This is a genomic window from Pseudoalteromonas sp. EB27 (assembly GCF_001974875.1).
Lineage (GTDB): Bacteria > Pseudomonadota > Gammaproteobacteria > Enterobacterales > Alteromonadaceae > Pseudoalteromonas.
The window spans coordinates 15,139-30,736 of record NZ_MTQD01000015.1 but is presented as its reverse complement, the minus strand read 5'-3'; the positions used below and the strand labels follow the sequence as shown (position 1 = coordinate 30,736).

The 15,598-nt window shown below is 42.5% G+C and carries 10 protein-coding genes; 4 read left to right on the top strand and 6 right to left on the bottom strand.

Features of this window, described 5'->3' with window-relative positions:
* Positions 1-61: 61 nt before the first annotated feature.
* The 6 genes from BW142_RS16240 to BW142_RS16215 form a co-directional block, all read right to left on the bottom strand.
* Entirely contained in the window at positions 62-1,852 is a 1,791-nt protein-coding gene (locus tag BW142_RS16240) for an alkaline phosphatase (RefSeq protein WP_076925583.1), read from the bottom strand.
* 11 nt (positions 1,853-1,863) lie between these two features.
* Positions 1,864-3,453 (bottom strand): alkaline phosphatase, encoded by a 1,590-nt coding sequence (locus BW142_RS16235; RefSeq protein ID WP_024595529.1) that lies wholly within the window; start codon positions 3,451-3,453, stop codon positions 1,864-1,866.
* A 209-nt stretch (positions 3,454-3,662) separates the two neighbouring features.
* Positions 3,663-6,098: a TonB-dependent receptor gene (locus tag BW142_RS16230; protein ID WP_076925527.1), complete on the bottom strand. Its 2,436-nt coding sequence runs from the start codon at positions 6,096-6,098 to the stop codon at positions 3,663-3,665.
* Between the two features lie 208 nt (positions 6,099-6,306).
* Positions 6,307-8,046: a solute:sodium symporter family transporter gene (locus BW142_RS16225; RefSeq protein ID WP_171972336.1), complete on the bottom strand. Its 1,740-nt coding sequence runs from the start codon at positions 8,044-8,046 to the stop codon at positions 6,307-6,309.
* A gap of 101 nt (positions 8,047-8,147) precedes the next feature.
* Entirely contained in the window at positions 8,148-10,208 is a 2,061-nt protein-coding gene (locus BW142_RS16220) for an alpha-xylosidase (RefSeq protein WP_076925526.1), read from the bottom strand.
* Positions 10,209-10,315: 107 nt separating this feature from the next.
* Positions 10,316-11,083: a sulfite exporter TauE/SafE family protein gene (locus BW142_RS16215; RefSeq protein ID WP_024595864.1), complete on the bottom strand. Its 768-nt coding sequence runs from the start codon at positions 11,081-11,083 to the stop codon at positions 10,316-10,318.
* A gap of 180 nt (positions 11,084-11,263) precedes the next feature.
* On the opposite strand from BW142_RS16215, the gene BW142_RS16210 reads away from it, so the two are divergent.
* The 4 genes from BW142_RS16210 to BW142_RS16195 all read left to right on the top strand — a co-directional run bounded on the left by BW142_RS16210 (position 11,264) and on the right by BW142_RS16195 (position 15,200).
* On the top strand, positions 11,264-12,013 hold the full coding sequence (locus tag BW142_RS16210) for a GntR family transcriptional regulator (RefSeq protein ID WP_076925525.1): 750 nt from the start codon (positions 11,264-11,266) through the stop codon (positions 12,011-12,013).
* A 215-nt stretch (positions 12,014-12,228) separates the two neighbouring features.
* Complete coding sequence (locus BW142_RS16205; RefSeq protein WP_076925524.1) at positions 12,229-13,191, top strand: aldo/keto reductase; 963 nt, start codon at positions 12,229-12,231, stop codon at positions 13,189-13,191.
* 9 nt (positions 13,192-13,200) lie between these two features.
* Entirely contained in the window at positions 13,201-14,196 is a 996-nt protein-coding gene (locus BW142_RS16200; RefSeq protein WP_024600659.1) for a TauD/TfdA family dioxygenase, read from the top strand.
* Entirely contained in the window at positions 14,196-15,200 is a 1,005-nt protein-coding gene (locus BW142_RS16195) for a YeiH family protein (protein WP_076925523.1), read from the top strand. The genes BW142_RS16200 and BW142_RS16195 overlap by 1 nt, the downstream gene beginning before the upstream one ends.
* Positions 15,201-15,598: the final 398 nt, after the last annotated feature.

The window sequence follows — 15,598 nt, the reverse complement described above, 5'->3', positions numbered from 1 at the left end:
CGCACAGTATGCGGGGTTTTTTATTTAGATATATTTAACTAAATTTATAACTAGCCGGTATTTATTGCGCTAGTTTTTCGTCTGCTGTTTTTACAAAGTCAGCGGCAAAGTCCATTACATGGAATAAAAAGCTTTGCTCGTTTGTGCCTGTTACCAAGTGTGCACCTGGGCCCATTGCATAAACGCCAACATCTTCACCGGCATGTGTTTCTGAGCCAAGTGGTACTAACGACTCTTGGTGAAAACCCGGTGTTGTTGTATCAACATCGCTTAAATCAACACGCCCTGTTACCGGTGCGGCTAAGTAAGATGCATCGGCATTGGTTTCATCACCTAAATCTCTGTAACCTAAACCATTAGTGTAGCCAACAGTTGTATAAGGCATATCGTCGGCAGCGAGGCTTGGCTCAGTTTCGCCCACGGCAACCACTTTACCTAAAATTGGGTTACCGCGTTTAGGGTAACCGGCAATGGTAAATACATGGCTGTGATCGGCTGTTACAACTATGAGTGTTTCTTCTGGGTTGGTGTTTTCCATCGCCACTTTAACGGCTTTAGCAAGCTCAATAGTGTCGTTTAACGCGTTATAAGCGTTACCCGCATGATGCGCGTGGTCAATTCGACCCGACTCAACCGTTAAGAAAAAACCTTGCTCGTTGTTATCAAGCACGTTTATTGCTTTTTCGGTCATTTGTGAAAGCGAAGGTTCGCCTGCAACATCGTTTGCACGGTCAGCTTCGTATTGCATGTGGGACTCGTTAAATAAGCCAAACACTTTAGTGGCGTCGTCACTTATTGCATCAAAACCGGTTTGATCCATTACGTAAGTACCATTTGGATATTGCGTTTTCCACTCTGCAGTTAAGTCGCGGTTATCGGTTCTATCCCCTTCAACAGCACTTACTGCATCGGCTGAGTTAAACGTGGCATCTTTTGGTAAAAAGTGACGACGACCGCCGCCCATTACTACGTCAATACCGTCTACATCAACACCACTAAAGCGTGCTTCTAGGTTGGCTTCAAAGTTAACTAGTTGCGATGCAATATCTTCACACGTTGCGGCACTTTCTGGCATATCGGAGATATCTTCCCAATTACGCTCTGCCGATTTAGCATACGTTGCAGCTGGTGTTGCGTGAGTAATACGCGCTGTAGAAATAATTCCTGTTGCTTTGCCTGCAATTTCAGCAAGCTCTAACGAGGTAACTAGTTCGTGCCCTTTGCCTGATGCACAATTACCACGTTCAACCGCTTCATCTATACCTAAAACGCCCGCGTCGGTTTTAACACCCGATGCCATTGCGGTCATAGTTCCTGCCGAATCTGGCGTTTGCGCATCTACGTTGTACGTTTTTACAAAGCCCGAAAAAGGCATAGTTTCAAAGCTTAACTGGTGCTCTTCACCCATTTCGCCCTCTAGCTGACCCGCTAAAATACGTGCTGCGGTTATGGTAGAAATACCCATACCATCGCCCACAAATAAAATAACGTTTTTAGCTTTGCCGGATTCAGTAACAATGTTGCTACTGGCTGTTTGTGCAGCACCCAATTTTGTTTGTGCTTCACTAAACCAAGTATTGCTAGTAAGTGAGGCTAACTGCTCGCTTGTTAACGACGTTGCAGGTGCATTACACACTAAATTAGTTGAGTTAACTTCGTCGCTGTCTAGCACGTCGTTATTATTGGTATCTGCGCCTACTTGAGTCTCTACACCGCCATTAATGCACTGATCAGAGCCCACTGCAATAGCGTTATCTACTGCAATAATATTATTTTCATTTTTGTTATCGTCACTCGAGCAACCTGCTAGCGCGACCATTACTGCTAAAGAAAGTACTGTTAATTTGTTCATGTTAGCCGCCATTATTGCTGAGTTAGTTCAAGAGCTTGATTAATTAGATGAAACACAACGTTTTGTTCAATTACGCCTTGTGCTAGCTGAGCACCTGGACCTTTTGCATGCAGTGAAATATCTTCACCCGCGTGTGTTTCTGAGCCCATTGGTACAGTTGCTTCTTGGTGAAAACCTGGGGTCGTTGTATCAACGCCATTTAGCTCAACACGCCCTGCAACAGCAGCACTTGTGTAACTTGCATCCGCATCAGTCTCACTGCCCAAGTTTCTAAAACCTAAACCATTTGCGTAACCTACTGTGGTGTACGGCATATCGTCGGCAGCTAGGCTTGGAGTAGTTTCGCCTACTGCAACTACTTGACCCAAAATTGGATTGCCACGCTTAGGGTAGCCTGCAATAGTAAATACATGGCTGTGATCGGCGGTTACTAAAATAAGGGTTTCTTCTGGATTGGTGTTATCTACCGCTGCTTGCACGGCTTTAGCAAACTCAATGGTGTCGTTAAGCGCGTTGTATGCATTACCCGCATGGTGCGCGTGGTCAATTCGACCCGACTCAACCGTTAAGAAAAATCCATTATCGTTTTTACCAAGCACTTCAATTGCTTTAGTGGTCATATCGGTAAGCGAAGGCTCGCCCGCTACATCGTTTGCGCGGTCAGCTTCGTATTGCATGTGGGATTCGTTAAATAAACCAAATACTTTAGTTGCGTCATCTGCAATTGAATCAAAGCCTGTTTGATCCATTACGTACGTAGCATCTGGGTATTGTGTTTGCCACTCAGTTACTAGGTTGCGCTCGTCAGTACGGTCGCCTTCTATAGCGCTTACTGCGTCTGTTGAGTTAGCTGTTTCGTCTTTTGGTAAAAAGTGACGACGACCGCCACCCATTACAAAATCCAGACCGTCTACGTCGGTACCTACAAATCGTGCTTCTAGGTTTTTTTCAAAGTTAACCAGTTGCGATGCAATGTCTTCACAGCCACCCGTTACGGCATCTTCAGGCATATCTGATACATCTTCCCAGTTACGGTCAGCCGATTTAGCATACGTTGCAGCAGGAGTTGCATGAGTAATACGTGCTGTAGAAATAATACCGGTAGATAGCCCTTTAATTTCAGCTAATTCGGTCGCGGTAATTAGCTCATTACCTGCTACTGTTGAACACACGCCGCGTTCAATATCTTCATCTACACCAATAACGCCCACATCGGTTTTTACACCCGAAATAATAGCCGTCATCGTGCCTGCTGAATCGGGCGTTTGAGCATCTACGTTATACGTTTTAACTTGTGCAGAGTATGGGAACTCTTCAAAGCTTAAATAACCTTCTTCGCCAGATTGGTTATTACGCTGCCCTTGCAAAATACGCGCGGCAGTAAGAGTAGAAATACCCATGCCATCGCCCACAAATAAAATGACGTTTTTAGCTTTAGTGGCTTGTGTAGCCTGCGCTTGTGCTGTTTTTGTTGTTAATTTAGTTTGCGCAGCGCTATACCAGCTGCTGTCTGTTTGGCTTTGCGGTAGTACATCAGCATGGCTCACTGCGCTAAACGTAAACGTTAGCGCGATTGCCGCAGCGACTTTTTTAATTTTCATCCGTAATTCCCATTGTTTAGTGGTTATTTTTTTGAAATGTGTAAACACAAAAAAGATCAACCGCTGCACTATAGAAAACAGATGTGACTGATAAAGGTAATTTTAATGAAAGTAAAATGACTAAACTATTACAAAGATAAGTCACAAAAAAAGCGCAACGTGTAAAACGTTGCGCTTGTAGGGAAATTATTAAGAAAATTATTTAAACATTAAAAACGTGCTTTAAACGATACTCCAAAGTAGCGCTCAGCATCACGTGGTATTTGGTAACGGAAGTTATCGCCACTGTAGGTAGTTGCGTAGCTTTCATCGGTTAAGTTTTTAGCAATAAGCGACACTCTAAACGCGTCATCTTTAAACGATAAACCCACACTTGCATTTAAAATACCGAAATCTGGTAACAAAGCGGCTGGGTTAAATTCGCCTACGTTGTCTGGTAGGTCTGAGTATTGCTCGTCGGTGTAAATGTAAGAGCCATTTATATGTACGTTAAAGCCATGGTCGGTTTCAATAAAGTAGTCAGCCGTTAGTGAGTATTTTAAATCTGGCGAAAATGGTACATCTAAACCTGAGCGGTCAGTACATGAACCTGCGGCTACCTCTGCCGGACAATTAAACTCGTCAATTTCAGCTTTAATGTAAGCAACACCACCGGTAAGCGTTAGCGACTCTGTTGCAGCCCACATAAAGTCAACTTCAACACCTTGCGTACTTACATCACCCGCATTGGTTAAGCGCGTAATACAAGTGCCGTCTGAACAGTCAAAGTTGTTAGCTTGAAAGCCTTCAATTTCGGTTCTGAAAAGAGCCATGTTAAATACAAATTCGCGGCTTGCGTATTTGTAGCCTATTTCATAAGCGTCAGACTCTTCAGGTGCTATTTCGCGGCTATCGGTGTCTGGGTTAAAGTTATAATAAATATTAAAACCAGGGCCTTTGTAACCTTGCGAGTAAGTGCCGTATATCATTTGGCCATCGCCTAAATCGTATTGCATACCTAAACGACCCGATACGTTGGTTTCTTCGGCTTTGCCTTCATCATCTGTATTAAGTGTTGCTGGGCGCACGCCTACACCGGTGCGGCCATACACATCATTACTTACACGGCGATGCGTGTACGACACTTCATCGTCGGTGTAACGAATACCAAATAATACGCGTAAATCTTCAGATAAATCGTAAGTACCATCGGCAAAAGCGGCCCAGTTATTAAATTCTGTGCTCATAAAAGCAGTGGCCGATACAATATCGTTTGCGTTACAGCTAACACCTAGGCCTTGTGTGTAACCTTCTAAATCAGCAAGCGCTGTATCAAGCTCAGCGCCCGATAAGTTATTTTGCGCGTAAAAAGCCATTGCGCTATCAAGCTGGCCACCATTATTTTGACAACTAGCATCGCGAGTAAAGTTACGTTGTGAATCCATGTTCCAATAAAATAAGCCAGCAACATAGTTAAATGGCCCAGCTAGGTTTGATGTAACTCTAAATTCTTGCGAAAACTGATCCCATTGCTGTGCACCTAAATCGTGTAATTGAAACGGCGCGTCAAATACCGGCTCGCTGCTGTCGCCAGCAATAGAGGTAAAGTCGCCTTCACGGTACTCTGTGTTATCCCACGAACGCTGTGCAGTAATTGAAGTATATGTATAGTCGCCAATTGTTTTATCAACCTGTACCGAAAACGCGCTATGTTCGTCAATTGTCCGCGACTCGTAATCGTGATCAACGCTGCGTTGGTCTAAATCAATATCGGCTACGCCATCAACAATACCGTTACTATTTGGTACTGATTTTGAATCTGGATTACGGCCACTTGGTAGTGCTTCTAAGTCGGCACAACAATCATCGTCAGCGTTATAAAATTCAGCAATAAATTTTACGCTTAAGTCATCCTCTGGCTCGTATTTAAATACAGCACGTGCACCTTCACGGTCGTAACCGTTTACTTTTTCGTTGTTGTAAACGTTATCAATGTAACCGTCAAATTTACCTTTAAATACCGTTAGGCTTGCCGCTAGGTCGTCGGTTAAACCGCCGCTTATAACGCCTTTAAAACGGTATTCGTTATCTTGATAAAACGAGGTTTCTACGCTGCCTGTTGTGTCGTACGAGGGATCTTTTGTTGTTATGTTTACCACACCTGCTGAGGCGTTTTTACCAAACAATGTACCTTGTGGCCCGCGTAATACTTCAATGCGGTCTACGTCGTATAAATCGGCAAATGCTTGACCCGAGCGGCCAAGCACCACGCCATCAACAACAGTTGCTACACTTGGCTCGGCAGCAATACTAAATGAAATAGTACCAATACCGCGCACTGTTAGCGCTGAGTTACGGGTTGTGGTGCCTTTTCTAAAGCTAACTGAAGGGACAAGTGACTGTAAGCCTTCCATGTTATTAGCAAAAGCTGAATTAATTTGATCGCTATTAAGTACCGATACCGCAACAGGTACTTCGTTTAAACTTTGCGTTCTTTTTTGTGAAGTAACGACTATTTTTTCAAACGTATCGTTTTTAGCTGTTTCTGTTTTTTGTTGTTCTTGTTCGGTTTGCTCTTGCTGCGCATGTACCTGCGCGCTAAGCGCTAAACCGGTTGTCATTGCTAACGTGACTGCCAAGCTTAAGACGGACTTTTTAGCTCTCATGTCATTCTCCATATTGTGCGTGTGTGCTGTGTGGTACCGCGCTAGCAATTGTGTGTGTTGCTAATAAAGCGGTGTCAGTGTGTGGTACTTTCCTTAAAGCTCTTATATCTTATATAAGAGCTTTAAATTTAAACAAACTATCTTATTAATGCAAACATTATGTGAATTAAATGTGATTTAAGTTTGGTATACAGAATATAGCCGCAGGTTATGCGGCGTTTTTAGCACCAATACGCGCTAAGCTATTTTCGTAACGAACCTGCCAACGACGTACACTCCACCAGCTAAGCACTAAGGCTGTAGACCATACAGCAGCTAAACTTGGTACAAAGTACACACTGGTTCCACCAACCAATCCGAGTGGCGAAAATAATATATATAAGCTAACAATCAAGCTTACTAATACAATTGCGCAAGGTAATGCGTATTTCCAAGGGTTAAGGTCTACCTCAGCTTTGCGTGTAAATTGCCATGGTGTTTTAAGTGGTTTGTAGTAACCAATACCCAGCATTATCGCCAATTCAATTAAGAACAAAATGGCGTAAATATGAATAAAGTTAATGTCTACATCCCACACAAATTTAAGCAAGGTGTAGGCAATAATATGGAATATAATCGCGACTTTAGCGCCCAGTGCAGGCACTTTTCGAGTAAACAAACCTACCAATACAATTGTGATGACCGGAATGTTGTAAAAGCCTGTAAACACACGAATTATGTGCCATAAACCTTCAGGTGCGAACATCAATAATGGCGCAGTTATAAACGACAATATGGCAATAACAATACTAGTAATTTTGGCTACTTTTATAAGTTGGCTGTCTGTTACCTTATTTTTTTTCATTGGCTTATAAACGTCTAAGCAAAATAAGGTTGCCGCGCTATTGAGCAGTGAATTAAACGAGCTAAATACAGCACCTAGTAATACGGCCAAAAAGAACCCAGATAAATACTGTGGAAGCACTTCTTTCACTAAATGTGGGTAAGCTAAATCGATAGTGGGTAGGCTTTCGTGTTTATAAAGATGGTAAGCAATAACGCCTGGGATCATCATCATAAACGGTACTAACACTTTAAAGTACCCTGAAAACAACACGCCTTTTTGCCCTTCTACTAAGTTTTTAGCGCCCAGCGTACGCTGGATCACGTACTGATTAGTACCCCAATAAAACAAATTAGCGAGGATCATACCTGTAAAAATAGTGCCAAATGGCACGGGATCATCCTCGCTACCAATAGCGTTGAGTTTTTCTGTATCGGTGTTTACAAGGGTGCTTAACCCTTCTGAAAAACTACCGTCGCCTAGTGCTATCAAACCTAGTGTGGGCACTAGAATACCAATAATTAATAACCCAACACCGTTAATAGTATCTGATACCGCAACCGCCTTTAAACCGCCAAAAACAGCGTATATAGCGCCAACTGAGCCCACTGTAATAATGGTCACAATCAGGCTTGCTTCGTAACTCATATTTAATAAGGTAGGAACATCAAACAGCCTAAGTACGGCTATTGATCCTGAGTACAAAACCGAAGGGATCGTTATAAAACAATACCCTACCATAAATAAGATCACCGTCATGCGGCGTACGGTATCATCAAAACGATCTCGTAAAAATTCAGGCAAGGTAGAAAACGCACCCGCTAAATAACGAGGCAAAAAGATCAACGCCATAATGATGGTTGATACTCCTGCGGTTACTTCCCAAGCCATTGAGCTTAGGTTGTAACCATAGGCTGATCCATTGAGGCCAATTAGTTGCTCTGCTGATAAATTTGTGAGGATCATCGACCCAGCTATAAACGTACCCGTTAACCCGCGACCCGCTAAAAAGTAGCCATCTTGGGTGTTAACTTCACCTTTGGTTTTTTGGTACGAGATATATCCCACCAGCGCCATAAACGCCAAGCACGATAGCAGTGTCATGGTAATGTTCATACCTTCCATCTTGCGCCCCTTTTAGCTTACTTTACTCGGTAAAAAGTAAGCTAATATCTTTATTATTGTGTGTTGTATGTGTGTAGTGTGTGTTTTTATTAAGCCGAGATTTATTTAGGCCATGCTGTTAATTGGCTCATGTCTTGTTCTGTGTGTTGAACCTCTGGGCCAAGCATTAGGCTGTCGCCTTCGCGTACAAATACTGCCATTTCTTCAAGTGCGAGTGTGTGCTCGTAGTACTTACCACCTTCGTAAGATTGTTTATCAGGAAAGCGAATCCAGTTGCCTTGTGGTAAATAAAACTTCACTTTACCGTTTGGTACGACACACGGCACTACTAACAATTTTTCACCGCACATAAATTGCTGATCAAAACTATGCGCTAGCACATCATCAGGAAATGCTAAAACCATTGCACGCTGAATTGGCAAGCCAGTTTGCTGTGCTTGTATGGCACTTTGCTCTAAATAAGGAATAAGTTGGTAGCGCAATTTAAGCGCTGCAAATACCGCATCACTTGCTTGCTCTGTGTAAGACCAAGGTTCGCGAGGACCAATACCGTGTAAGCGCATATGTGCGCTAAATACCGACGCTTGTGCCCAGCGCACGTAAAGTTCTGCGTCGCGGGTGTCTTTGTAAAAACCACCAATGTCGGTTGCAAAAAATGGCCCACCCGACATACCCCACGCTAAACTGCCACGAATGCTTGCCGCTAAACCCTGCCAATCGGCCTGTGGGTCGCCGCCCCATTGTGCAGGGAAACGTTGGCTGCCAGTCCATGCTGAACGGCTAAACAAAAATGGCCCTGTTTTACAGTACTTTTCTGCGGCTTCGTAAACGCAGCGGTTATACAACATGCTGTAAACGTTGTGTAATCTTATGCCGCTGTCGCCACTGTGCGATACCATATTTTCGTCTTCTAGCTGTTCGCCAAAGTCTGCTTTTATCATATCTACGCCCAGCTCAAACAATGGCTTGTGCGATTCGAGCCAGTATTCGTAGGCGTCGGGGTGCGTAAAATCTAAAATACCCGACTCTGGTAGTGGTGTAAGTACTTCGCCAAATGGGCTTAAATCCCACTCGTATTGATACGCTTTACCGGTGCGTTTATCTTTTATAAGCCAGCCATTTTCGGCCGCTTTAGCAAATAATGGGTTATTTACCGAGATCATCGGGTATTCCCATACGCAAATTTTAAAATCCATCGCTTTTAGTTCATCAAGCACTGGTTTTGGGTCGGCGTAACGTGTTGGGTCCCATTCAAATGCAAAGCGGGTGTCGGTGTCTTGCCATGCGCGGCCATCAAGAGTAATTACGTCGCACGGCATACTTTTAGCACGCACTTCGCGGGCAACACTAAGTAATTCGTCAGCATCTTTGTAATAGGCTTTTGATAAAATAACACCAAAGCTCCACTGCGGTGGCACCGGTGCAAAACCTGTTAGATCACAGTAACGGTTAATGCTTTGAGCAGGTGTTTGTTCTTGATATAAAAATACATCTAGCGCGTCATCTTCAACTAAACATACATATGCGCGTTGCGACCACAGTGCGTAACCTACGCCATGAGTTACCGGTGCAGGTGTATGTACAAATAAGTTCCAGCCTTCTGGGCTCCATGCATACGGTGTATTTTTATAAGACTTTTCGGCGTTAACACCTAACGCATCGTGGTTGTATGAACGAATAAGTTGGCCGCGTTTATCAAGCTTGCCCCATTTTTCGCCAAGACCATACACGGCCTCATCGTAGTTAAGCTCTAAGCTTAATATCCAGCCGTTATCAGTTTTAGCCAGTGGCGGTAAACGATGCTGGCGTACAAAGTGGCCATCGGTTGCTGATTGCTGCACTAACTCATCGTTTTTATAAAGTTTGAAATGAAAAGGGTCGCAGTAAAACTCTAGGCGATATTCGCCACCACTTACACTGTAATCATTATTGTTTTTGCTAAGTGTGAGGGGGTATTCTGATGGGGTTGTGGTTAATATTCTAAACTGCTCGTCATGCGTGGTGCCTGCATTTAAACGTAAACCAAACTGGCTTATCGTTACGCTAATATCACCAAACTGAGTCGGCAAAACCAACACATTACCTTGTAACTTTGGCTGTGCGGTTAAGCGTGCTGGCTCTATTGCGTTCCAGTCTGGCTCACGTAATTCAAATGCATTCATGGGAGTTCCTTAACCAATTATTAGTCTTGTATAAGACACAAGTTAAATAATTGTAATCCCCATGTCAACGTAAATAAACTCAAGATGAATTATTTACATCGCAATTTTTAAAAAATGCCAGGTGCCGATGTAGCCACCAGCGATACGCCGCTCAGTCCTAGTAACGTAATAGCTATAATGCGTATCCATTTAGCGTCAACGTAAGGCGTTAATTTACGAGCAAAATGCGTAACTAACAACACTAAGGGAATAGCCGCTGCAATTAAAAACATAATGTCGAGCCCCGGCAAAGTACCAAATAAGGCGATACCTACACGTACTAGCCCGCCAATAGTAAATACCGCTAATAACGTACTGCGAATAGCTTCAATAGACCAACTTTGCTTATAACACTGAAACACAAGCGGCGGCCCTGAGGTTGAAAACAACCCACCAAGTAATCCACTCACCCCTCCAGCTATTAAAAACGAACGAGGGCGGCTTTGTTTATTAGCACGATCGCGGCCAATCAGCATTAAAGCGCAGCACAGCAGAATACTTACACCTAAAATAAAGTTTAAATAGTGCGTTAAATGCGACGACATAAACTCAAGCAGCACAAAACCTATCAGCATTAACGGTATACCGGTATACAACATAAGTTTTAGCTCGGGTACTTTTACCGAACTGCGGTTTTTAACGACCACGGTTGTTGAATTAACTAACCCTAGCAAACTCACTAAAAATGTAGTTGCCGTAAGTGGCAATACATCAAGTAACGTAAAGCTTGCAACCACCAGCAACCCAAAGCCAAACCCGCTAAGAGTTTGCATTACAGTGGCAAGGCTTAGGCACAACGCCATAAGCAAAATGAGTTCAAAAGAAATACTGAGCACTTTTAATTTCCTAAGTGTGAGCTATTGTAGTGTAACGATTTGTTTTTAGGCATAATGTATATTTTGCGCTTATAAAACATTACAGCGGTAGTTCACGTTTAATTGAGCTAGCGCAAATATGCGTAAAAGGTTTCACCTATGATATAACTACAGGTGGATTAAATTTAATGGTAAATAATAATGAGTAATTCTATGTTTGATCACAAATTAAGTGGCCCAAGCTTGGCTTTTCAACCGCTTTACTTACAAGTGGCTGATTATATTAAACAGCTCATTGTTGAAAGACGCTGGGTACCTGGCGAAGCACTACCAAGCGAATTTCGCCTTGCTGAAGAATTTAACGTAAGCCAAGGTACGGTTCGTAAAGCACTTAATTTATTAACCGACAATAAAATAGTGACTCGTCGCCAAGGCGTTGGTACGTTTGTATCAGAGCATACTGCGCAAGATGCCTTATTTAGGTTTTTTCCGTTACAAGCCGACGGTAAAGGCGCTGATTTGCCAAAGGCTGAACTGCTATCGGTTGAGCTTTGTGCAGCGCCAATTGAAGTAATAGAAGCGTTACAACTCAATAAAAAAGACAAAGTTACCAAGCTTGTTCGTAGACGTATTCTTGATAACGAATTTTGCATGAGCGAAACTATATACCTACCGCAAAGCTACTTTCCTGATATACATCAAAGTAGTGATATTCCGCATACATTGTACCATTACTATCAAACCAAATTTAACCAAACTGTACACAAAACCCAAGACAGTATTAAAGCTGTACTTGCTACAGCTGATGATGCCAAAATGCTTGCTATTAAAGCTGGCGACCCACTGCTGTTGGTATCACGAATTACCGAATCAATCGAAGGTAAGCTAATTGAATACCGCCAAAGCAAATGCCGTAGCGATCATTACCACTATCAAATTGAACTTGATTAATTAAAAGCGTGTTTAGTGCTAAAAACTCACTTTAGCGCATAATAATTAAATATTTTTTAAAGGCAGCAAACGCTGCCTTTTTGCTGCCTGTAGGTTTTTTAACCCACCCATTTACTACTTTGCTGTTAACACAGTATTGACACTGTTTGATTCGTATAATAACTTATGTCTTATACAAGACCTAAGTCATTATGCATTTTTAACAGGAATTCCCAATGAGTTCATTAAATAATATCCCTCCAGTAGGGTTCGGTTTATGGAAAGTAGCACAAGAAGATTGTGCGCAAACGGTATACCAAGCCATTAAGGCAGGTTACCGCCATCTTGATTGCGCATCAGACTACGGTAACGAAGAACAAGTAGGCGATGGCATAGCCCAAGCAATAAATGATGGTTTATGTACTCGCGAAGAATTATGGGTAACATCAAAACTGTGGAATACCTTTCATGCACCAGAGCATGTTGGCCTCGCGATTGATAAAACACTGAGTGATTTAAAGCTAGATTACCTAGACTTATACCTAATTCATTTTCCGATTGCGCAAACATTTGTGCCAATAGAAACCCGCTATCCACCAGAGTGGTTTGTTGACCCAGACGCGCAAAATCCACAAATGGAGCTGGCAAAAGTGCCGCTATATTTAACGTGGCAAGCAATGGAAGAGCAAGTACATAACAACAAAGCTAAACGCATTGGAGTATGTAATTACTCAAGCGCGCTGCTTCACGATTTAATGACCTACGCAAATATCAAACCCGCTATGTTGCAAATTGAGTCGCACCCTTATTTAACGCAAGAGCGATTAGTAAGATTAGCTAAGCAGTACGATATTCCGGTTACTGCGTTTTCACCACTGGGTGCGCTTTCATACCTTGAGCTAGAAATGGCTGATAAAACTGAATCAGTTCTTGAGCAAAGCGTTGTTAAAGCGGCTGCACACAATCATGGCAAAACGCCAGCACAAGTAGTTCTTCGTTGGGGCGTGCAACGCGGCACAGCCATTATTCCAAAAACTTCAAAACTTGAACGCATGAAAGAAAACCTCGCACTGTTTGATTTTGAATTAACAGAGCAAGAAATGGCGCAAATTTCTGCGCTTAACAGTAATCGCCGATTTAACGACCCTGGGCACTTTTGTGAAGCTGCCTTTAACCGTTTTCACCCAATTTACGATTAGGAACATACAATGTCAGCTACCGAAATTAACTACGCCTCAGTGCCAACTCAATTAACATTCGATGATTCGGTTTTTCCGTGCATTGTGGTTAATAACAATAACGCCAGCACCGTTGAAGAAGCGGTAGCTTTCATTCGCGCGAATAAAAGTGAACTGGCTACAAAGCTTCGCAGCTCAGGTGCTGTGCTGTTTCGTGGCTTCCCGGTAAATAGCGCCGAAACCTTTGATACTTTTTCAGCAGGGTTTGATTACGACAATTTTACTTATAAAGAGTCACTGTCTAACGCGGTACGTATTAATTTTACCGAGCGTGTATTTACAGCCAACGAAGCGCCAAAAGATGTAGAAATATACTTACATCACGAAATGGCGCAAACGCCTATTTCGCCAAGTAAGTTATTCTTCTTTTGTAAATCGGCCGCAGAAGAAGGTGGTGCAACACCGCTTTGCCGATCAGATAAGTTATTTAGCGCATTAAAAGAATACGACAGTAAACTTGCCCATGATTTTGAACACAAAGGCCTAAAATATACCACCTATATGCCAGCCGCTGACGATGCAACATCAGGCCAAGGTCGCAGCTGGAAAAGTACGCTAAGTGTAGAAACCAAAGACGAAGCACATAATAAATTAACCGAACTTGGTTACGAGTGGGAATGGCTTGAAGACGGCTCACTAAAAGCCGTTACACCGGTACTACCTGCTGTAGTAACTCTTGAAAACAATGTACAGGTTTTTTATAACCAACTGATTGCCGCTTACATGGGCTGGAAAGGTGTACGCGATAACCCATCAATTGCCATTACCTTTGGTGATGGTAGTGCCATTCCTAAAGCAGGGCTTGATAAAATTGTTGAGCTTTCTAAAGTATTTACCTTTGATCTTGCATGGCAAGACGGTGACGTTGCTTTAGTTGATAACGAAATGGCTATGCATGGTCGTAGACCTTTTACAGGTGAACGTAAACGCCAAGTGTTAGTAGCACTTACCGCAGCAAAAGCGTAATGCAGCGCTTAAGTGGTAAATTAAGCAGTAAAATATCACCTTTATGGCAAGGCGCCAGCATTGCTGCAATGACTGGCCTTGCCGCTTTATTTTTGAGTGAGCATTACGGCGCGCCAGCCATGCTGTTTGCTTTGTTACTGGGTATGGCAGTCTCATTTTTGTATCAAAGCGATAGCCCTTGCGCCAAAGGTATCGACTTTACTGGCACCACGGTTTTGCGCGTCGGTATAGTACTGCTAGGCACACGCATAGCACTGGGAGATTTAGTAACACTGGGTTGGCAAACCGCACTTATGCTAGCGGGCGCTATATTTACTACTATTATTTTAGGCGTAGTACTAGCACGCGCATTTGGCTTGCAAAAGCGCTTTGGTGCACTTACAGGTGGTTCGGTTGCTATTTGTGGAGCGTCTGCTGCGCTGGCTATCTCGTCTATTATGCCAAACAGCGAACATAAAGAACGCGACACCTTATTAACCGTTATTGGCGTAACAGCCATGTCGACTCTAGCTATGATCCTCTACCCTATTGTGGTTAATTACCTTGAATTTGACGCGCATAATGCAGGCGTATTTTTAGGCGGCACAATACACGATGTAGCGCAGGTAGTGGGTGCTGGTTATTCGGTATCACCTGAGACAGGCGATATAGCAACCCTAACTAAGCTTGTGCGTGTTGCTATGCTACTACCCGTTGTGCTTATTATGATGGTTGTTATTAATCGCTCAAATAAAGAAAAACACGGAGAATTACCTAAAGTACCTGGTTTTTTAATTGGCTTTGTCATACTTATGATAATAAATAGCTGCTTTTCTCTTCCTACAATAGTGCTTGAAACCGCTAACGAACTTTCACAGTTCTTTTTAATTGCGGCTATTTCAGCCATAGGTATGAAAACTAATTTAGGAAAACTTACCGAAGTAGGCATGAAACCTATTGTTTTAATTGTTGCTGAAACACTTTGGATTGCATTATTAATACTTGGATTTGTAATTTGGAGCTAATGAATCAGATTATTTCAGATATATATTAAAATATTTAGTAGGTAATTAGGTTATGTTTTAACCAATTAAAACCTGTATTTCACCTACTCTAAAACCGCGTACAAAAACAAGCATAAAGCGTTGATTAAAATAGATTTACCTTTAATTAAGAAGTAAAAAAGATCATCTCAATCATAACTAATTAGTTAAAAAACAAACAAACAAATAAAGCACTTACTCTAAAATAAATTTACAATAGGGCTTGGTATATAACTTAATTTACTGTTATCCTGCTTGCCATCGGGTTGACAGAAAACCCTATTTATTTGTAAGTACCACGTTGTTTTAGTAATAATCCTTCGCGTTATCCTCAGTTAAATGTATGTTTTCTTCCTGTTAAATTGCCTAATTTAAGGCGC

Excerpts from the sequence above, each read along its gene's own strand:
- BW142_RS16195 (WP_076925523.1), top strand. The coding sequence starts at position 14,196 with ATGCAGCGCTTAAGTGGTAAATTAAGCAGTAAAATATCACCTTTATGG.
- BW142_RS16220 (WP_076925526.1), bottom strand. The coding sequence starts at position 10,208 with ATGAATGCATTTGAATTACGTGAGCCAGACTGGAACGCAATAGAGCCA.
- BW142_RS16200 (WP_024600659.1), top strand. The coding sequence starts at position 13,201 with ATGTCAGCTACCGAAATTAACTACGCCTCAGTGCCAACTCAATTAACA.
- BW142_RS16230 (WP_076925527.1), bottom strand. The coding sequence starts at position 6,098 with ATGAGAGCTAAAAAGTCCGTCTTAAGCTTGGCAGTCACGTTAGCAATG.
- BW142_RS16225 (WP_171972336.1), bottom strand. The coding sequence starts at position 8,046 with ATGGAAGGTATGAACATTACCATGACACTGCTATCGTGCTTGGCGTTT.
- BW142_RS16205 (WP_076925524.1), top strand. The coding sequence starts at position 12,229 with ATGAGTTCATTAAATAATATCCCTCCAGTAGGGTTCGGTTTATGGAAA.
- BW142_RS16235 (WP_024595529.1), bottom strand. The coding sequence starts at position 3,453 with ATGAAAATTAAAAAAGTCGCTGCGGCAATCGCGCTAACGTTTACGTTT.
- BW142_RS16240 (WP_076925583.1), bottom strand. The coding sequence starts at position 1,852 with ATGAACAAATTAACAGTACTTTCTTTAGCAGTAATGGTCGCGCTAGCA.
- BW142_RS16210 (WP_076925525.1), top strand. The coding sequence starts at position 11,264 with ATGAGTAATTCTATGTTTGATCACAAATTAAGTGGCCCAAGCTTGGCT.